This is a genomic window from Calorimonas adulescens, from assembly GCF_008274215.1.
Classification (GTDB): Bacteria; Bacillota; Thermoanaerobacteria; order Thermoanaerobacterales; family UBA4877; genus Calorimonas; species Calorimonas adulescens.
Window position 1 is genome coordinate 1 of record NZ_VTPS01000018.1, and the last position, 19,599, is coordinate 19,599.

The following is a 19,599-nucleotide window of genomic DNA, read 5'->3' on the forward strand; positions in this document are numbered from 1 at the left end:
TTTAGTTGTTCTTGAGACATTAGATAACGCACCTCATTCCCCATAGTGACATTTTATCACGATAGTCTACAAGGTGACATTATCATAAAATAACCACAAAAGTTTTAACAAAAGTGTTGACATGTGTATTTTTCCATAGTATAATAAAAAACGTCGATTGACATGGGGGTGTAGCTCAGTTGGGAGAGCACCTGCCTTGCAAGCAGGGGGTCAGCGGTTCGAATCCGCTCATCTCCACCATATATGGGCTTGTAGCTCAGGTGGTTAGAGCGCACGCCTGATAAGCGTGAGGTCGATGGTTCGAGTCCATCCAGGCCCACCATAAGTAAGTAAAAAATGCCCCTTATGGGGAGTTTTTAGCCCCCTTTGCAACCCTTGCGATTAGCAAGGGAATTTTTGTATGTAGATATGGCAATAATTTGATATGGAATATTATTTTGAGGTGTTTTAAGTATGTCTTTAAATGATGTTATTAATGTGTTTAAGTCAAATAGCATTGAGGCATATTTTGTAGGCGGTTCGGTAAGAGATGAAATTATGGGGCGTAAAAGCAGCGATATTGACTTTGCTGTCCCGTTAAAACCTGAAGAGGTCATGATGGTTTTTAAAGAAGCGTCCTTTAAAGTTATACCCACAGGTCTTAAATATGGAACAATTACAGTATTGGATGACGGGACAGGGTATGAGGTCACGACATTCAGGCAGGATATAAGTTATAGTGACTCAAGACACCCTGATATGGTAGTCTATGCATCTGATATACGTTCAGACTTATCCAGAAGAGACTTTACCGTAAATGCTATAGCTAAATCACTGGATGGGGAAATTATCGATCCTTTCAATGGCACTGAAGACATAAAGAATAAAATAATAAAATGCGTTGGGAACCCGTATGAAAGGTTTAACGAGGATGCCCTGAGGATAATGAGAGGAATCCGGCTGGCGGTAGTGCTTGGATTTGAGATAGAAAAAAATACTTTAAGTGCAATGAGGGAATTATCATATAAACTTAAAGAGATATCGGCCGAGAGGATACAGGTAGAGTTTGTGAAGGCAATGACATCTGACAATCCAGACAGGGCTATGGACTATTTTTTAGAAACTGGCGTATTCCATATAATACTACCTGAAATTGAACAGGCAGTTGGAATGAAGCAGAATAAATATCATGAGTTTACTGTGTACGAACATATAAAGAGGGTTGTTACTGGAGTCCCGCAGGATAAGGTCTTAAGGATTGCTGCCCTGCTCCATGATGTGGGCAAGGTATTTACCCGTTCATATCTCATGACAATAAGCGGTGTGGTATACAAGAGTGGAGACAGTATATATCTTCATGCAGACAATGAATATCTCTTATATGGCAGGAAATTTACAAGGTATATCAACAAAAAGGTGTTGGTAAAGGGGCATTATCAGTACAACCATCCCGAACGCAGGATAATAGTAAAGCACATTGAGGAAACAAAGACTGGCGTTGAGAAATCTATTGATGAAACAGACATTAAATTCATTGGACACGAAGTGTTTTCAGAGCAGATAGGGGGAGAATTTTTAAATAGGCTAAGGTTTGACAACGATACAAAGGATGCGGTTTTAAATTTGGTGAGGCATCATATGGATGTAATCAAATACAGGCCAGCTACGGAGTATGACATAAAGAGGATTATGGTAAGCATTGGCCGAAGGGATGTTGAAAGATTTATAGAACTTTATAGGGCAGATGGTGATGCCAAGGGTAAGGGAAAGGTGGACCAGGACTGGTTTTTGAAAGAATACATGAGGTTATTAGATGAGGATTTCCCTTACAGCGTGAATGAGCTAAATTGTGATGGGTTGGGTTCTAAGATTATCGATATCTATTATGAGATGAAAGGCAGACGGCCTAAGGAAGAGATTAAGAGGATAAAAGAGGATATATTTGACAGGGTCTTGAGAGACAATAGTTTGAATAATGAAAGGGATATTATAAATATTATCAGAGAAATATTGAAGAGGTATTAAAAACCTCCTTTGTGGCAATAATTACCTCAAAGGAGGTTTTCTTATGGGTCGATGTTTCGTGTGTGGGAGAGAGACACAAAATGAGAGCACACTTTTGAACCAGAAGGTGTGCGATAAATGTTATGAAAAGATAAAAAATATCAGCACCAGGGACCCGGATTATGAGTATTACATAGGGGCAGTAAAGCTTATACTTCAAAATTATGTTAACAATCTTTAAAAGTTTATTGAATTACCTCCATCAATAATATACAATGATGTTAGAAAAGATTCATGGGGGTGTAGTTATGGCTTTGCTCTATTATTTAGATGGGGAAATTTTGGAAGAAGAACCAAAGGTATCTGCCCAGGACAGGGGATATAACTTTGGCGATGGTGTTTATGAGGTGATAAGAAGCTATAGGGGTAAGCTGTTTGCCCTTGAGGATCATGTGGAAAGACTTTTCCGCAGTGCCTCATATATAGATTTAAAACTTCCATATTCACCAGACGAGATGTCAAAGCTTATTACCGATTTTTATAATAAAAGCGGAAATCCTGAGGCTGCAGTGTATCTGCAGATAACTCGCGGTGCTGCTGTAAGAAACCATACCTATGAGAGAGGCATGAAACCTGTAGTTTTCATGTATTCCAAGCCGCTGGATGATAAACCCTTAAGCTATTATGAGGGTGGTTTTAAAGCTATAACAGTCCACGATGGAAGATGGGATATGTGCCAGGCTAAGACCATCTGCCTCTTATATAACATACTGGCCAAACAGAAGGCAAAGGATGCTGGATGTGATGAGGCTATATTTGTAAGGGACAACGGAGAGGTTACAGAATGTGGTTCATCTAACCTCTTCATAATAAAAGATGGCATATTGAAAACTCATCCAGCCGATAACAGAATACTTTCTGGTATAACAAGAAAATACGTCATAGAAGTGGCCAGAAAAAACGGTGTACATTTCAGAAATGAGATATTCTATAAAGAGGATCTCTTTACTGCTGATGAGGTATTCATGACAGGTACCCTTTCAGAAATCTCCCCATTTGTAGAAATAGATGGCAAGACGGTTGGGAATGGGAAACCGGGAGAGATTACCCTTAAACTCCTCCATTCATTCTATGAGATGGTGAGGAGTGTTTAGGACCTTAAGGTCCTTTTTGTTTATGGATATAGTGCTTATAGCGCCCTTTGAGGGTTTAAAAAGCACAGCGGAAGAGATTGTAAAAGAAAAAAATCTCCCGGTGGATGTTGTGCTGGGAGACCTTAGCGAAGGGGTACGGGTGGCAAAGGAGATTGAGTCTAAAGGGGTTGGAGTAATAATAAGCCGTGGTGGCACATATCAGATGATAAAAGAAGCAGTGTCGGTTCCTGTAGTAGAGATACAGGTGAGTGCCTTTGATATATTGAGGGCGCTTAAAGGTTTTTTGGGTACTGGTGATACTATAGGGGCGGTAGGTTACGAAAATGTGGTCTATGGGGTAGAAACCCTGGCAGAAATTATGGACCTTAACATATATAAGGTGATATTCAAAGATGAAGATGAGGCACCCAGACAGGTCTACGAGGCTGCCAGGAAGGGCATAAAGGTATTTGTGGGCGATACCATAGGGATAAGGACAGTTAAAGAGATGGGGCTAAAGGGCAACCTCATCACCTCAGGCAAGGAGGCCATACTGCAGGCTATAGATGAGGCATTCAGGGTGCTGCAGGTGAGGACACAGGAGAAGGCACGGACTGAGCAGTTCAAGGCTATAATTGATTTTGTTCATGATGGCATTATAGCTGTAGATTCTTCGGGGAATGTATCTATATTTAACCGCATGGCTGAGAGCATATTTAAAAAATCCGGTACCCAGATTGTGGGTAAAAATGTAAATGAGGTTATCGAAACCTCAAAACTTCCAGAGGTTTTAAAGACAGGCAAGCCCCAGTTGGGTAAGCTGCAGCAGGTTGGAGATATCATGATTGCTACCAATAGAGTGCCGATAATAGTGGATGGCAGGGTATATGGAGCAGTAGCTACATTTCAGGATGTGACCCAGATACAAAAGATAGAACAGAAGATAAGGAGAGAACTGTATCATAAGGGCCTTGTTGCAAGGTATCACTTTGAGGATATAGTGCATAAAAGCAGGATTATGGAGGATGTAATAGGCCAGGCCAGGAAATATGCCCACCTGGACTCTACTGTCTTAATACTGGGTGAGACAGGTACTGGTAAGGAGCTCTTTGCTCAAAGCATACACAATGAAAGCCCTCGCTCAAAGGGGCCATTTGTGGCAATAAACTGTGCTGCACTTCCAGAAAATTTACTGGAGAGCGAGCTTTTTGGATATACAGAGGGGGCTTTCACCGGGGCGAGAAAAGGCGGTAAGATGGGTGTTTTTGAACTGGCACACAAAGGCACCATATTTTTGGATGAGATAGGTGATATGCCTTTGGATCTCCAATCGAGGCTCCTTAGGGTAATACAGGAGAAAGAGGTAATGAGAATAGGTGATGACAGGATAATACCTGTGGACGTAAGGATAATAGCTTCAACCAATAAAAACCTGGAAGAAAGTATAGAAAGAGGAGAGTTCAGGAAAGACCTGTATTACCGTCTCAACATCCTCAGCCTGAAGATACCGCCACTCAGAGAGAGACGGGAGGATATACCACTGCTTGCTGAACACTTTGCGCGGGTTCATTCATCTGAGATGGGTAAGGAAATAAAAGGGATTACAGAAGATGCCTTGAAGGTTCTCCTGGAATGGGATTACCCGGGAAATGTTAGACAGCTTGAAGGTATCATTGAGAGGGCTGTGGCGCTATCGGATGGTAGGTATATAGATGTAAGTGACATAAGGCAGGTAGACGGTTACAGACAGGATACTAAAGAATATGAGATATACGATAGCGGTATGACCTTGAAGGATATAGAACTCAAGGCAATAAAGGAAGCCCTTGAAATAACTGATAACAATAAGACCAGGGCGTCTAAGCTTCTTGGCATAGACAGGACTACGCTCTGGAGGAGGTTAAGAAAGCTGGAGAAGTGATATATATCACAGCAAATTGACGATAGATGTAATACAATTGATAAAAAATCAATCCAGAGGTGAACAGGATGGCTTTAAGGAAGATAATAAAAATAGATGAGGATAAGTGCAATGGATGTGGAGAGTGCATAACACCATGTATAGAAGGTGCGCTTATCCTGGAGAATGGGAAGGCTAAGGTCATAAAAGAGGAATTTTGTGATGGCGGCGGCGTGTGTCTTGCTTTCTGTCCCACAGGTGCTCTTACCATAGAGGAGAGGGAGGCAGAGGAGTTTAACAAGGGGGCAGTAAATGAATATTACGGTGATGATAATAAGAGAGAAGAGACATGTATATTTTGTGGCAATTCCGAGTATGAGGCAGCAATAATTGACTTTAGGTTTCAAGGTATAAAGAGGCATGTTTGCGTTAAATGTTTGCCGAGATTGATACATGGATAGGGTCCAGACCTTATGGTCTGGACTTTTGACTGTGCATTGTTTAAAATTAGCTTGAAAAGCAGGGCACCACAACAGCAGTTTTGATATAGACGAGGACGTCATGTATACAGCATTAAAATTATACACACGACTTATAGAGAACCTGATTGAATAAAGCAGTTGCATCAAAAATGAGTTTGTATTGTATTTTGCAACACTATTGCATAATACAACAGCAATATGTTGTATTATGCAATAGTACAGGTTTTTAATTGTCCGGAAGTGGTGTAAAATCGTTCTGGCATAAAACTTGCTATATAACAGCGTGTAAAATTAAAACAGGAGGGATTGTATGAAAAGGTTTGCTGTTGTCGCTAACGCAAAGGATAACGTTGCCACTGCTGTCAAAGAATTAGAGGCAGCAGAAAAGGTCTTACTGGACGTAGACGGTGGTACAAAGGAAATAGTGCTAAATCAAAAGGTCCCATTTGGTCACAAGTTTGCCATCACAGAGATTAAGAAGGGAGAGGAAGTAATCAAATATGGGGAAACAATAGGCAGGGCAACCAGCGACATATATCCCGGTGATTATGTCCATGTACACAATGTGGAAAGCGAGAGAGGGAGGGGTGACTGGAAATGAAAATAAAAGGGTATAGGAGAAAAGACGGTAGTTTCGGTATAAGAAATCATTTGCTTGTAATTCCATCCTCAGTTTGTGCCTCAGAGGTCGCAGCAAGGATAGCCTCCAATGTGGAGGGAGCTGTATCTATACCAAATCAGCACGGCTGCTGCCAGGTTGGAGCAGATATGGAGCAGGTTATAAAGGTACTAATTGGGCTTGGTAAAAATGCAAATGTAGGTGGAGTGCTTGTGGTTGGTCTGGGCTGTGAGGGGGTACCCACGGAACGCGTAGCAAATGAAATCGCTTCTACAGGTAAGCCAGTACAATATATAATCATTCAGGAGTGCGGTGGAACATTGAAAGCTGAAGAGGTGGGCACAAGATTATTGAGGGAAATGGCACAGGAAGTTTTGTCCATGGAGAAGAGCGAGGGGGATATATCAGAACTCATACTTTCTATTGAGTGTGGTGGGTCTGATACCACATCCGGCCTGGCCTCAAATCCTGCCGTAGGTTATGCCTCCGACAAGCTGGTGGACATGGGTGGTACATCGATTTTCTCAGAAACCACTGAATTTATTGGTGCGGAACATATCCTTGCAAGGAGAGCAGTTACCGCTGAGGTTGGTCAAAAGATACTGAACATTGTAAAGGCCTGTGAGGATAAAGCCAAGACAATGGGTGTGGATATGAGAGGAGGCCAGCCTACCCCGGGAAACATAGAGGGTGGGATCACAACTATCGAAGAAAAATCTCTTGGCTGCATTTACAAGGGCGGTACCAAACCCATACAAGATGTGCTGGATTATGGTGAGGCCCCAAAGGGCAAAGGATTGTATATCATGGATACACCCGGACAGGACATAGAGTCTATTACAGGTATGACAGCCGGCGGCTCGCAGATAGTGGTCTTTACTACGGGCAGGGGTACGCCAACTGGTTCTCCCATATGTCCGGTTATAAAGGTTACCGGTAATCCATGGACATATGAGAATATGAAAGATAACATAGATATAAACGCTGGAACAATAGTGGAAGGGGATCAGTCCTTAAAAGAAGTAGGGGAAATTATTTTTAATGAGATAGTCAATGTGGCAAACGGCAAGTTGACAAAGGCAGAGGCACTTGGCCACAGGGAGTTTGGAATTTATAAGCTGATATCAACTTTTTAAAAATGGGGGTAATGTAAATGCCAATAATGAAGTATATGAAAAAGATACCAGGGGGTATGATGGTTGTTCCACTGCTTTTGGGTGCCGTTATAAACACCCTGTTCCCAGAGGCTTTAAATATCGGCGGTTTTACAACAGCTCTTTTCAAACAGGGTGCTATGCCGCTCATCGGGCTTTTTGTGCTCTGCATGGGGTCACAGATAAATTTCAAACAGGCAGGAATTCCACTGGCCAAGGGTGTGGCCCTCACTGCAGTCAAATTTCTTATTGGTGCTGTAATTGGATGGCTGGTTGGAAGATTTATGGGGCCCAGCGGATTATTTGGCCTCACACCGCTGGCGATAATAGGCGCTATGACCAATTCCAATGGTGGGCTATATGCAGCATTGGCCGGTGAATTTGGAGACGCCAGTGATGTCGGTGCCATATCGGTTTTGTCTATAAATGATGGCCCATTTCTCACCATGGTTGCGCTTGGCGCAACTGGCCTGGCCAATATTCCTTTTATAGCATTCGTGGCTGTTCTGGTACCTATTGTAGTTGGGATGATTTTGGGCAACCTGGATGAGGACTGGAGAAAGCTTCTGGCTAAAGGGCAGGACCTCTTGATTCCATTCTTTGCATTTCCATTAGGTGCCGGTCTTGACTTTAGAACAATATATACAGCCGGCTTACCGGGTGTGCTATTGGGGCTTATGACGGTTGTTTTGACAGGCCTTGGTGGCTACTATACAATTAAATACGGTTTTAAAGAGAGAAAAGGTGTTGGAGCAGCCATAGGAACGACCGCAGGAAATGCTGTAGCCACACCGGCTGCTGTAGCGGCAGCAGACCCAAGCCTTGCAGCTTTAGCACCGGTTGCCACGGCACAGGTTGCAGCCTCTGTAATAATAACAGCCATACTATGCCCTCTTTTAACATCATATCTGGACAAAAGAGAAAAAGCGGCTGCTAAATCATAAAAGTGGAGGATACATGATGCAAAAAGCTGTAATAATTGCAGATGATTTTACCGGGGCAAATGACACAGGAGTACAACTTAGAAAATGTGGGTTTGACACTGGGGTTTTTATTGACCCAACCAGAATTGAGAACCCGAACAGATGGGACGCAATTGTAATTGATACAGAATCCAGGTCTGTTCCAAAAGAAGAGGCTTATAACATATTATCGGACGTGTCGGAAACAATAAAAAAGAACTTTAAGCCCTCAATCGTATATAAAAAGATCGATTCCACACTGCGTGGAAATATCAGTGCCGAGATAAGGGCCATATGTGAACACATGGATATAGATATAGTTGTGTTCTCTCCCGCATATCCGCAGATAGGAAGAACCACAGTAGGCGGTGTACATCTTTTAAACGGGGTACCTATCAATGAAACTGAACTTGCAAATGACCCAAAAAATCCGGTTAAAACTGCAGTGTTAAAGGACGTATTGACGGCCGACTTTGATATCCCATGCGATGTTGTTACATTAAATGACTTAAGGCATAATCTGCGTGAGAAACTCGAAAAAATAAGACCACCATATGCCGCCATATTTGATGTGGAGACACCAGAAGACCTCAGCATGATAACACAGGTAGCAGCTTTACTGGACAAAAAGATTCTGTGGGTTGGTTCTGCAGGTTTAGCCAATGCCCTTTTTGAAAACTGTAAGAAGCCACAAAAGCCTGTCCTGAGTGTGGTTGGAAGTGTTAATAGCGTAAGCATAGAACAATATAACTATGTTGTAAAAAATAATAAAGCCAGTGGGATTGTGATGAATGCAGTCAATCTGTTAGATAATGAAAAAATTGAAATTAATAGGATAATAAATGAGGCAGATAGGCTTCTTGGTATGGGGATGGATGTCATCATTTCAACCACCAGCGCAAGGGCAGATTACGAAGACATAGTAAAGTGGGCAAAAAACAAAAATATGAACATGAGCAATGTGAGCAAAAAAATTGCGGACTCACTGGGGACTGTTGTCAATAACCTGATGGATAAGCACAGGCTTTCAGGATTATTTATAACAGGCGGGGATATTGCTATAAGTGCAATAAAGGCGATGAGGGCTGATGGTTCTGTGGTTGTAGATGAGCTGGAAACAGGCATACCTGTATTAAAGATTCTGGGAGGGCCCTATGATGGGACAAACCTCATAACCAAGGCTGGGGGTTTTGGAAAGGCTGATTCCATAAGTCACGCTATAAAATATCTCAAAGATGTTGGAATGTAATAGAAGGGATGAAAAGATGAACAAGCCATTAATTGGGATTACTATTGGTGACCCTGCTGGCGTGGGTCCCGAGGTAACCTTGAAAGCACTCAAAAATAGAGAAATCCTTGATTCGTGTGTACCTGTAGTAATAGGTGATATTAATGTAGTCAAGAAAGCCGCTTCAATAGTTGCTTTCGAGTCGGATATTAACGTCGTTGATAATACGGATGACTGCATTGACCATAAAGTAAACCTTATTTCTTTAAACAATATGAAGGATAGCTATCAGTTTGGCATGATACAACCAGAGTGCGGCAGGGCTGCATTTGAATATATAAAAAAGGGTATTGAACTGGCTCTGGCCGGGAAATTGAGCGCCGTTGTTACCGGACCGATTAATAAAGAGGCATTGAACCTGGCAGGTTATCATTATTCGGGGCACACGGAGATTTTTGCTGACCTCACCGGTACAAAGGATTATGCAATGATGCTTACAGGTGGGCCGTTGAAGGTTATCCATGTATCCACCCATGTATCTCTAAGAGAGGCCTGTGACAGGGTTAAAAAGGAAAGGGTATACAAGGTAATAAAGCTGGCGAAGAAGGCCATGAATGACCTTGGTTTAAAATCTCCCAGGATAGCCGTGGCAGGCCTGAACCCCCATGCTGGTGAAAATGGATTATTTGGCGATGAAGAGATAAAAGAAATCATACCTGCAATAGAGAAGGCGAAGGAAGAAGGGATTAATGTAAATGGCCCTCTGCCACCTGACACTATTTTCCTGCATTGCAAAGATGGCAAGTATGACATTGCAGTAGTCATGTATCATGACCAGGGACACATACCCTTGAAGCTCTTAGATTTTATGGGTGGAGTGAATGTTACGGTAGGGTTACCTATAATCAGGACATCGGTAGATCATGGTACGGCATTTGGAAAGGCAGGCAAAGGGACAGCAGATGAAACAAGCATGATAAAAGCTATTGAAATGGCAGTACAATTTGCAACAAACCGATAATTATAAAAAAGGCCGCAGCTGTATAATCAAGCTGCGGCCTTTTAGCGCGCCCGGCATGGGCTAAGCTAAAGCGGTGAAAGTCCGCTATGGACTTGGTATTAAACCTGCCAAGAGCAAGGGTGTCCGTCGTGAGGTCCGGGTACCCACCAGAGGTGGGTGGTAAAGGAAGCTTAAGGCAAAATCCCGGTTTGAGGAATTTAAGCTTCATATAGGGCTGGCTTGGGGTATTTGAGATAAATTTTTAATGGCGTGATTTTAAAAAGCTATTTTAAAATCCTCTCAATTGCCTCCTTAACTCAATTTGCTTTCTAAAAATTTGTCTGAACAATTTATCTCTTGTTGTTTCTATAATATTTGTAAAGGTATATTTATAATAAACGCAATCGGCAGATGCAGGGTAACTGTAAGTAATTCTTCCATTTAAAATTAACACTTCACCATCTTCAAATTGCAGCCTCATCTTGTAAAGAGTTGCCATATTGAAAGTATATGTATTATCACATACAAATAATAGATCATCAGCTGAAAGTCTTTTGACTTTGACGTTTATGTTTTTACCGTCCTGTGTAATTAAAATGGCTTCCAACTCCCATAATATGGATACATAGCTCTTTTTTTCAAGAAGCCTTATGTTTGAAATTAGATAATTGTTTTCATCTAATGGAACTACATCAACTTCATACTCATATATTGAATTAAATTTTTCTATAATAAGAGAAGCTGAAAGTAAATTCCACAGGTCTTTTATATCTTTAATGGCATTAGTAGATTTAAAATAACTTTTTTCTTCATTAAGGTAAAAATATCCCTCCAAATTAAATATATCTTTATAAGTTTGCAGTGAAAGATTTGCAGGTAAAATTTTTTCACCATCTGACTTTAATATATCCATAGGTAGAATAATTCTCTCATTAATTACTTCTAGCGCTGCATTTACAACTTCTGGATCAAAATCTTTTTTGCTGCATCTTTTGAGTTCGGCAATTATTTTGTCAACGGAAACAGGTTGTTTATAACTTCTTGGCGAATGTAAGACATCGATTACATCTGCAACCTTAATAATCCTGCTTGGGAGAGGGATATCATTACCTTTCAATCCATTGGGGTAACCGCTTCCATCATACATTTCATGATGGTATTTTACCCATAAAGGGATGTCAGAATATATATCATCAAACAATTCCTTTGTAATTATATATCCATACTCTACGTGGTGTTTAACTTCCTCATATTCTTCTTCGGTTAATGGACCTTCTTTGTTAATTATACTGCTTTTGATTCTTATTTTCCCTATATCATGGAATAAAGCTGCGTAGTAGAGTTTTTCAAGCTCGTCCTTCGGGAAATTCAGTTTTTTGGCTATTTCAATAGTCCAGAATGCTACATTGAAAGCGTGCATCCTTAAAGACGGCTGGTTAAATTTTATATTATCTTCAAGCACCATAAGAAGTTTTGAAATTCTTTCAATACCGATTAATTGATTGTATTTTGAAAATGCATAAGAGTATATTTCAAATAGATTAAATTTGCTAAAAAATAAAGATAATAGTTCTGGGATGTCTTTAGTTTTATTGGTGAATCCAAAATACACGCAAACAATAATGTCTTTATGTTTTTCTACTTTTATAGGAATACATACTTCTTCGATAAAATTTTTATTTATTGGAACAATAGTATCATCACCTTCAACAAGATGATAAACAGGTTTTAAGCTGTCACATGCAAGACTAATAATATTATTATTTTGTATTATTTGTGAAGAGAAGGCACTATCAATAATTTCAGTTCCAATTTCTTCAACATTATATATTTTTTTATTATCAACCAAATGAATACTTAAACAGTTTATGTTAAATTCTGCTTTAAAGTTTGAAAGACTTTCAATTAAATCTAAATTGATTTCGATATCATTATCAAAATATGTAAACATTCTTTTTGTCCCCCTCTATTTATACTGTTTATGAAAATAAAAGCACCCAATATTATTATAAGCTATTCCATAAAAAAATCAAAATGCTTTTAATTTAAAAAAAAAAAAAAAAAAAAAAAAAAAAAAAAAATAAAAATAAAATTAAAAATTAACTTTAACAACTTTCTTATCAATTACTTAACAAGTAGAAATGAAAAATCTGGCAAATTTTACAAAATAATATGATAAGATTAAATAAAAGATGAATATAATTTTTTTTATGTTTTTGATTAAACAAAAAAAGGACTTGCTGAGTCCTTTTGTAAACACAGAGGGGCACATTAGAGATTGGTTTGATGGTGGAGAAAGTTACTCTCGGGAATCATGTTGTGGCTTTTTATAATATCCTCTACTTTATTTCCTGATATTTACTGCAATTTTTTAAAGGATTTCCCGAGAGCGTCGGCGCCCATTATGGCGTTATACACATCCTCAGGCGTCACCTTGAAGGGCATATTATGAATAGTCTCATTTTCGGCGCAGGAGACCTCTGCAACCTTTCTTATATCCGACTCTTTAACCTCCTCGATGCCCAGATCCCTAAGGGTAACGGGGAGTCCTACATCCAGACAGAAATCTATCACTTCCTTCAATTCTTCCATGGGACTGTTTTCAAGTACCAGTTGTGCTATAGTTCCGAAAGCCACCTTTTCACCGTGATACATGTGATGACATTCTTCAAGGACCGTAAACCCGTTATGAATGGCGTGGGCTGCAGCGAGTCCTCCGCTTTCAAAACCTATGCCGCTTAAATAGGTGTTTGCCTCAACTATATTTTCCACAGCACCAGTACATGCCTTGCTTTCCACAGCTAGCTTTGCTTTTAGGCCATCCTCCAGCAATGTCCTGTAACAAAGTTCGGCAAGGGCCATTGCAGCCTTTGTACTTTTTCCGCCTGCCATGCTGGATGCATTTGACCTGACAGATGCCCTGGCCTCAAAGTATGTAGCGAGAGCATCACCCATTCCGGAAACAAGGAGTCTTACCGGAGCTTTGGCAATAATTCCGGTGTCCACCAGGACAACATCCGGGTTTTTAGGCAGCATCAGATATTTGCTGAATACGCCTTCGTCGGTATATATAACCGAAAGAGCGCTGCAAGGAGCATCAGTGGATGCCACGGTCGGAACTATTACAACCGGAAGGCCAAGATAATATGCGAGAGCCTTGGCGGTGTCAAAAACCTTCCCGCCACCCACTCCCATTATTACATTGGAATTGCTCTTTTCTACAAGTGCTTTCAGCCTGTTTATTTCATTTTCCGAACATTCCCCACCGAAAGGTTCAAATGTCAGTTTTACATTTTCCTCCGCAAAACCTTCCTCTATGATGGGTCGTGTCCTCTTTATACCGTTCTCACTGGCAATTATGAAAAATGAATGGCCCAGGTCTTTAACGTAGTCTTTTATATTTTTCAGAACACCATTTCCCTGAACATATTTTCCTGGTCCTATAATGGCTTTAATCATTTTGGGATTTCCTCCTCTCATATTGATTGTTAATATTTTATCACTCTTAAAAGAATGCGTCAATAGTCTACGAAAATTGGCGTATGCAATACTAAATTATAGGGTACTTAAAGTTTATATCCATGAATTTGGCTAATCAGTTTCTCCTGAATTCTATTTATGGTATGGCAGCTTCATACTACATATGTTGCGGTCATGGTTGAACTTTATTTAGATATTTCCCTTATACTGAAACTTTACGTACAAATTTTGATAATAATTATCAGTATAAATGACATGGCTTAAAATGGATGCTGCTGCTGTTAAAACTTTTATAAACAGTGATGGTCAAATAACTGAATTTGCATTTGATGAGGATAATAAGACTGTATATGCAGGTGAAGAGAGAACTGTTATTTTTAATGGGAATGATGAGGGCATTATGGACATTACACCAAGCAATACCATCTTATTTTTGGCTTCTCTTTTTATTTGATTATTTAAAGCATCGTCTTTATTCATTGGATTCACCTCCAATAATATTATTAGATTGTTTATATGAATACTTCAGGAGAATAAAAAGATAATATTTTCATTTATTGTGCAATAACCTGACACACCTCCATGATATTATGAAATTAGAAAATATATTATGGAGGTGTTTTTTATGTTAAAAAGATTTGCTGTTATCCTGTCGCTTCTCCTTATATTTACCCTTGTTGCAGGCTGCGGGGAGACGGCTACTCCAGAGAAGGTGGGTGAATCCAGCACAACGTCAGGACAGACAGGGAGTGCAAGCAATGGAGGAGAAAAGGAACCTGCAGCAGAGACATTTAAGATAGGTGATGTTATAAGCATAGGCGACTATGTCCTGACTGTGAATGGCACAAGGACATCTAATGGCGATGATTTTTTAAAGCCTGACGAAGGGAATACATGGTATATAATCGATGCGACTGTTGAGAATAAATCAGACAAGCCTGTAAATGTTAGCTCATTGCTTATGTTTAAACTGTCAGATGGCGAAGGGTACAGCTATGACCAGGCATTTGGGGCAGATACAAAGGGCAGTCTGGATGGGGAACTGGCCCCCGGGAGGAAGATGAGGGGAGAGCTGGCGTATGAGATACCGAAGGACGCCAGCGGCCTTGAACTTATATTTGATGCCGATGTCTGGGGAAGTGGCCAGGCCATAGTGAAGCTGGATAGATAGATATTCAAAGAAGGGAAGGGTGAATAATAATGAAAAGAACAGCTGAGTTTGTCTTGGGTTTGCTGGGAGGTATTTTTGGCGTTATTGGAGCAACATTTGCCTTGTTTATAGGAGGGATAGGCGCAGCCTTTAATGCCGAAGGAGCCGGGACAGTTTCCGGGTTAGGCTGGGCTGCGGTGGTTTTTAGCATATTAGGTATAGTGGCGAGTGTAATGGTGAGGAGCAGGCCTAAAGCATCGGGTATAATGTTTTTAATTGCTGGTATAGGTGGTATCATATCTATCTCTGCGGCATACATTCTCCCGGGTGTATTGCTTATTATTGCAGGCATCTTATCTTTAGCAAGAAAAGAGAAGGCATTAAACAAATGATTTTATAGAATTTTTCGGGCATCCTGTATAAGGGTGCCTCTCCTTATTATTAAGTTAAAAAGTAATTTTGCGGAAGTGACTGGATATATGTTTATTGTAGCCCTTCATAAAGCCGTTTTTAGCGGCCTACCATCATACATTGGGGAAATGAATTGCACTACCTGTGATGCATAGAATATGAGCTGAAAGTACCTTACTATGACACAGATAAGCCTAAGGAGGGCTCCCATACCAAGGGCCATGAAGGCACTTAGAGTGTCTTCCATTGGTCAGAATTAGTCAACTTTTCATATTCTTTTACTGTTATCACCTGGGTATTAGCGGCCAGGTCACCCAGTCTCCTTCCCTTATCATTGGCCAAGACCACAATAGGCTCAATGAGCCAGCCGATGTATGGTATCATATTTAAGGCCGTCCAGATTAAGTTCCTTAAAGCAGATTTTCCTTTGCTGCATGGTGTGTTGTCCTTGAGGTCTACCACCATAAGTCCTGCCGCTCTTTTGCCGTAGCTCTGCCCCTTTCCAATACCATCTTTTATGAAGTTATAGGTCAGAGCGCATATGATACCGCCTACTATCAATAATATACCAAAGATATACCACCCATAGGATACTCCATTATATGGTGTGTAGTCAGAATAATATCCATTGTAAGTATAGGAGTCAAAAACTCCGGCTACAATCAGGATTATAATACCAACCATGAAAGCGGCACCTGCAATAATGGAGTCCAGTATACTGGCCCATAAACGAGGCCATAAGGGAGCTTTTGAATATTCTACAGCCTGTGTCAAAATTTCAGAGGTGTTAAACCCAAGATTCAATGCTGCGCGCGGATCTCCATCGCATCCATAGGTAGTACAGCCATGGTTTTCATTCCAACATTCTACATGATGAGCTATACCGCATTTAGAACATACAACTATATTGTCATCTGCTCTGATAATCCTGTGGCAATATGGGCATTCTCTGTTTACATATCTGTTCATAAAGCTATCCCCCTTGTTATTCTTTCCTTTATACATAATTATATCATAATTATATGCCGGAATTGTTTATTTTCTATTGACGGCATGATTACAATAAGAACATATATTAAAAAGATATGTAACATCAAATGCATCCTTAAAGTGAGTTTATGACACTTTCAAATAAGTGGCAGGTGTGGCAGTGGCATCTGGCATGGACGCCAGGTGGGCCGACCTGAGGCAAGGACGCCGAATGGAGGCGTAACAAGCAAAGTATTAGGGAAAACCTGATTGGTGGTTTTCCCTATGCCGTGTCTATCTTTTCTTTTTGTTGTCTTTTTTCTCTAATGCAAACTCTTTTCCAATCTCCACGTCTTCAATAGATGTGGGCCTGTTCTCGTCCCTATTTTTTGTGTTCCTCTTCACGTCACTGGTGTTGGGGCGCATTTGTTTATCTTTACTCACATGTTTCACCTCCCCTAATATTATCAATAGATTTTTGAAAATAATACATGAACTTGCAATACAGACATAAATTAGACAGTAGCTCTTGAACGCTTTTTAGTATTGAACGGTATAAACTTATAACATATAATGGATGTGGGCAGATGATGACAGATATTAATGTGTAGCTTGTTTTCCATAAACATTTTATTGGCATTCTACCTGTTGGGCAATTAATTGGTGAACAGACAGGTTATGTGGCCTGGATAGTTTGCAGGTGGGTTTGTTAAGGGAGGCGGGCTTTTCCCATGGATAACTACATAAAGATAGCGGTGCTGGATAATGAGGTTGAAGCGAGACTGCTGGAAGAAGTCCTGAAGGAACGAGGGATACCCTATGTTATAAGGTCTTATCATGATGCCGCGTATGATGGTATCTTTCAAATTGTTGAGGGATGGGGATACGTGGCCTCGTTTGAGGATTACAGTGGTGAGATTATGCAGATCTTATCAGATATAAGGATTGATGGAAGGGAGTAGATCATGGGTTTCTGGGATGGAAAGGTTGTGCTTGTAACCGGGGCTACTAAAGGGATAGGCCTGGCCATAGCAAAAGAACTGATAGGCAAGAATGTATACCTGATTTTAACCGCCAGGTCAAAGGACGAGCTGTCTAAACTGGAGAATGAGCTATCATCATATAAAGGTCGGTTTTTTTTATTTCCTGCTGATGTATCCAGTGGGGATATGGTCAAGAATCTGGTAGATGAGGGCTATAGACGCTTTGGCAGGATCGATATTGTCATAAACAATGCAGGGATTGGCCTGAGGGCTGGCGTCAGGGATATAAAGCCTGAAGACCTTGAAAAGGCAATGATGGTGAACCTGTTTGGACCTTTATATATGATGCAAAACGTTATACCTATTTTTGAAAGGCAGAATGGAGGTGTGATAGTAAATATATGTTCTTTGGGGGCTGTAAGACCCGTTCCTAATATCGGCGGTTACTCAGCAACGAAGGCAGCACTCATGTCTTTGGCAGATACAGCTCGATTGGAACTCGCTCCCTTGGGGGTTAAGGTGATTAATGTCTTCCCTGGATCTGCTACGACCAGTTTTCGTGAGAATGCGCTGGGAGAGGGTTACCCACCAAACGAGCCGAGGCTTTCAAGAGTATCTCCTGAATTTGTGGCGTCACGCATCATCTCAGGTATAGAAAAAGGCAGGAGGGATATCTACATAACGAGGTTGGATTGGGTACTGGCTTTTGTCACAAGGCTCTGGCCTGGCCTTTCTGACCGCCTTGTATTAAAGGCATTCAGCAAAAGTTAAGTCACGATTGCCATCCAGTAAGCATTAGATGTACAGCGTATGGGATCACGCACCGGTGAGTTTGTAACGGATACGAACATTATAAAAAGGAGAGATACAGATGATAAAATGGAGAGAAGAGTTCAGACTGGGCATAGAGACGATAGATGAACAGCATAAAAAGTTGTTTGCCATAGCAAATGAGGCGTACGATCTTTTAAAGAATGATTTCTATATAGACAAATATGATAGGATTGTTGCCATCTTGAAGGAGCTCAGGGACTACACCATATATCACTTCAATTCTGAAGAGGACTATATGAAGAGCATAGGCTATAAAAAACTCCTGTCCCATAAGGTGGAACACAATGACTTTGTCGAGAAGATAAACAGCATTGATCTGGACAAACTGGATGAAAACCAGGATGAGTATATACTGGAGCTATTAAATTTTGTTGTAGACTGGATAGAACAGCACATCCTGGGTACGGACAAGCAGATAGTCTCTTAATGCCGGCATATTGAATGCGTCTGGCAAACACAGGAGAAAACATTCCTGTGCAAATCCATTTATGATAGTCCATATTCTGTTATGTATGGTCTTATGCCAGTGGTTTTTTGTGTTTTCCTATGTCAATTAGATGAAATGATGCATTGGCGAGCCTGAAAAAGAGGGCATTAAAGCTTTAATTAAATTTACAAATAAACCTTCCTTATATATTCGAGAGAATTTTAAATAAATTTATGAGACAAATATATGGATGTTTGTCCAAACTTCGACATGGTTTTTTGTTAAAAATATACCAAAATCCTTTTGGATCCACATTTTAAGCTGCTTTGAGTCGATTTTAGTCATGCGAAAAATTGAAGGATAAAAAGGGAAAATGCAATTTTAATAGAATAGATACAATAGAAAATAAAGGAAAACGAAAAACTCAAGAGGAGGGACTGGCATGACCATAAAAAAGATTGCGAATAATGCAAGAACAATTGAAGAGCGGGATGAGATAATAGTACTGAGCTATTACCTTGTCTCGGGGGAGATTACCGTAAGTTATGAAGGAGAAGAATTGATCTTGCCATCCTACGGGATAGAGGTTATGAGCGAGACATACAGAAACGGTAAAAAGGTTGATGAGGGAAGGGAGAGGTACGAAAATATCAGTCCATACTGTGAGAGGGTTGTGGAACTGATAAATCACTTTGCAGACATGTTTCTCTCTCCTGTACACTTAATTGACATTATGGAGGAGAGGATTGAGGAATATATTGAAGACTTTGATAGGGTGATACAGAAGATATCCCGCATGGCAATATAAAAAGTGGCTAAAACCACTTTTATTTTTTTGAAGGATTTTGGGAAGAAATATAGAAGATATTATATATAACTTTGCG

The 19,599-nt window shown here is 40.4% G+C and carries 21 protein-coding genes and 2 tRNA genes; 18 read left to right on the forward strand and 5 right to left on the reverse strand.

Annotated features, from left to right (window positions below):
- The first annotated feature begins 164 nt into the window (after positions 1-164).
- From FWJ32_RS10575 to pdxA, 12 genes are all read left to right on the forward strand, one after another.
- Positions 165-240: transfer RNA gene (locus tag FWJ32_RS10575), tRNA-Ala, on the forward strand.
- Between the two features lie 5 nt (positions 241-245).
- Positions 246-322: transfer RNA gene (locus FWJ32_RS10580), tRNA-Ile, on the forward strand.
- A gap of 131 nt (positions 323-453) precedes the next feature.
- Positions 454-2,004 (forward strand): CCA tRNA nucleotidyltransferase, encoded by a 1,551-nt coding sequence (locus FWJ32_RS10585; protein ID WP_149545928.1) that lies wholly within the window; start codon positions 454-456, stop codon positions 2,002-2,004.
- Between the two features lie 43 nt (positions 2,005-2,047).
- Entirely contained in the window at positions 2,048-2,224 is a 177-nt protein-coding gene (locus tag FWJ32_RS10590; RefSeq protein ID WP_149545929.1) for a sigma factor G inhibitor Gin, read from the forward strand.
- A gap of 67 nt (positions 2,225-2,291) precedes the next feature.
- The gene (gene dat / locus FWJ32_RS10595) at positions 2,292-3,137 is read left to right on the forward strand and encodes a D-amino-acid transaminase (protein WP_162523596.1); all 846 of its coding nucleotides are present in this window, start codon (positions 2,292-2,294) and stop codon (positions 3,135-3,137) included.
- Entirely contained in the window at positions 3,130-5,037 is a 1,908-nt protein-coding gene (locus FWJ32_RS10600; RefSeq protein WP_238988865.1) for a sigma 54-interacting transcriptional regulator, read from the forward strand. The genes dat and FWJ32_RS10600 overlap by 8 nt, the downstream gene beginning before the upstream one ends.
- A 68-nt stretch (positions 5,038-5,105) precedes the next feature.
- The gene (locus FWJ32_RS10605; protein WP_149545932.1) at positions 5,106-5,477 is read left to right on the forward strand and encodes an ATP-binding protein; all 372 of its coding nucleotides are present in this window, start codon (positions 5,106-5,108) and stop codon (positions 5,475-5,477) included.
- Between the two features lie 331 nt (positions 5,478-5,808).
- Positions 5,809-6,099 (forward strand): UxaA family hydrolase, encoded by a 291-nt coding sequence (locus FWJ32_RS10610; RefSeq protein WP_149545933.1) that lies wholly within the window; start codon positions 5,809-5,811, stop codon positions 6,097-6,099.
- Positions 6,096-7,253, forward strand: coding sequence for a UxaA family hydrolase (locus FWJ32_RS10615; protein ID WP_149545934.1), 1,158 nt, complete (start codon positions 6,096-6,098; stop codon positions 7,251-7,253). Before FWJ32_RS10610 ends, FWJ32_RS10615 begins: the two co-directional genes overlap by 4 nt.
- Positions 7,254-7,270: 17 nt before the next feature.
- Positions 7,271-8,215, forward strand: a complete 945-nt coding sequence (locus FWJ32_RS10620; RefSeq protein WP_149545935.1) for a 2-keto-3-deoxygluconate permease — start codon at positions 7,271-7,273, stop codon at positions 8,213-8,215.
- 16 nt (positions 8,216-8,231) lie between these two features.
- Positions 8,232-9,482, forward strand: coding sequence for a four-carbon acid sugar kinase family protein (locus tag FWJ32_RS10625; RefSeq protein WP_149545936.1), 1,251 nt, complete (start codon positions 8,232-8,234; stop codon positions 9,480-9,482).
- Between the two features lie 16 nt (positions 9,483-9,498).
- On the forward strand, positions 9,499-10,482 hold the full coding sequence (gene pdxA / locus FWJ32_RS10630; protein WP_149545937.1) for a 4-hydroxythreonine-4-phosphate dehydrogenase PdxA: 984 nt from the start codon (positions 9,499-9,501) through the stop codon (positions 10,480-10,482).
- Between the two features lie 268 nt (positions 10,483-10,750).
- Here pdxA and FWJ32_RS10635 read toward each other — a convergent pair whose 3' ends face one another.
- From FWJ32_RS10635 to FWJ32_RS13350, 3 genes are all read right to left on the reverse strand, one after another.
- Positions 10,751-12,412: an HD-GYP domain-containing protein gene (locus tag FWJ32_RS10635; protein ID WP_149545938.1), complete on the reverse strand. Its 1,662-nt coding sequence runs from the start codon at positions 12,410-12,412 to the stop codon at positions 10,751-10,753.
- A 407-nt stretch (positions 12,413-12,819) separates the two neighbouring features.
- The gene (locus tag FWJ32_RS10640; RefSeq protein ID WP_149545939.1) at positions 12,820-13,920 is read right to left on the reverse strand and encodes a glycerol dehydrogenase; all 1,101 of its coding nucleotides are present in this window, start codon (positions 13,918-13,920) and stop codon (positions 12,820-12,822) included.
- 327 nt (positions 13,921-14,247) lie between these two features.
- Positions 14,248-14,421, reverse strand: a complete 174-nt coding sequence (locus FWJ32_RS13350) for a hypothetical protein (protein WP_162523597.1) — start codon at positions 14,419-14,421, stop codon at positions 14,248-14,250.
- Between the two features lie 145 nt (positions 14,422-14,566).
- Here FWJ32_RS13350 and FWJ32_RS10645 point away from each other — a divergent pair, with 145 nt between their 5' ends.
- Both FWJ32_RS10645 and FWJ32_RS10650 read left to right on the forward strand, forming a co-directional pair.
- Positions 14,567-15,112 (forward strand): DUF4352 domain-containing protein, encoded by a 546-nt coding sequence (locus FWJ32_RS10645; protein WP_162523598.1) that lies wholly within the window; start codon positions 14,567-14,569, stop codon positions 15,110-15,112.
- A gap of 29 nt (positions 15,113-15,141) precedes the next feature.
- Positions 15,142-15,483, forward strand: coding sequence for a DUF4064 domain-containing protein (locus tag FWJ32_RS10650; RefSeq protein WP_149545941.1), 342 nt, complete (start codon positions 15,142-15,144; stop codon positions 15,481-15,483).
- 250 nt (positions 15,484-15,733) lie between these two features.
- On the opposite strand, the gene FWJ32_RS10655 is transcribed toward FWJ32_RS10650, so the two are convergent.
- Both FWJ32_RS10655 and FWJ32_RS13355 read right to left on the reverse strand, forming a co-directional pair.
- Positions 15,734-16,471 (reverse strand): RDD family protein, encoded by a 738-nt coding sequence (locus FWJ32_RS10655; RefSeq protein ID WP_162523599.1) that lies wholly within the window; start codon positions 16,469-16,471, stop codon positions 15,734-15,736.
- Between the two features lie 294 nt (positions 16,472-16,765).
- Complete coding sequence (locus FWJ32_RS13355; RefSeq protein ID WP_162523600.1) at positions 16,766-16,915, reverse strand: hypothetical protein; 150 nt, start codon at positions 16,913-16,915, stop codon at positions 16,766-16,768.
- Between the two features lie 287 nt (positions 16,916-17,202).
- Here FWJ32_RS13355 and FWJ32_RS10660 point away from each other — a divergent pair, with 287 nt between their 5' ends.
- The 4 genes from FWJ32_RS10660 to FWJ32_RS10675 all read left to right on the forward strand — a co-directional run bounded on the left by FWJ32_RS10660 (position 17,203) and on the right by FWJ32_RS10675 (position 19,523).
- Positions 17,203-17,433: a hypothetical protein gene (locus FWJ32_RS10660; protein WP_149545943.1), complete on the forward strand. Its 231-nt coding sequence runs from the start codon at positions 17,203-17,205 to the stop codon at positions 17,431-17,433.
- Between the two features lie 3 nt (positions 17,434-17,436).
- Positions 17,437-18,225 carry an SDR family NAD(P)-dependent oxidoreductase gene (locus tag FWJ32_RS10665; RefSeq protein ID WP_149545944.1) on the forward strand — a complete coding sequence of 263 codons (789 nt, stop codon included), beginning with the start codon at positions 17,437-17,439 and terminating at the stop codon, positions 18,223-18,225.
- Positions 18,226-18,325: 100 nt separating this feature from the next.
- Positions 18,326-18,715, forward strand: coding sequence for a bacteriohemerythrin (locus tag FWJ32_RS10670; RefSeq protein ID WP_149545945.1), 390 nt, complete (start codon positions 18,326-18,328; stop codon positions 18,713-18,715).
- A gap of 442 nt (positions 18,716-19,157) precedes the next feature.
- A complete protein-coding gene (locus FWJ32_RS10675) occupies positions 19,158-19,523 on the forward strand; it encodes a DUF6514 family protein (protein WP_149545946.1) in 366 nt (121 codons plus the stop codon).
- Positions 19,524-19,599: the final 76 nt, after the last annotated feature.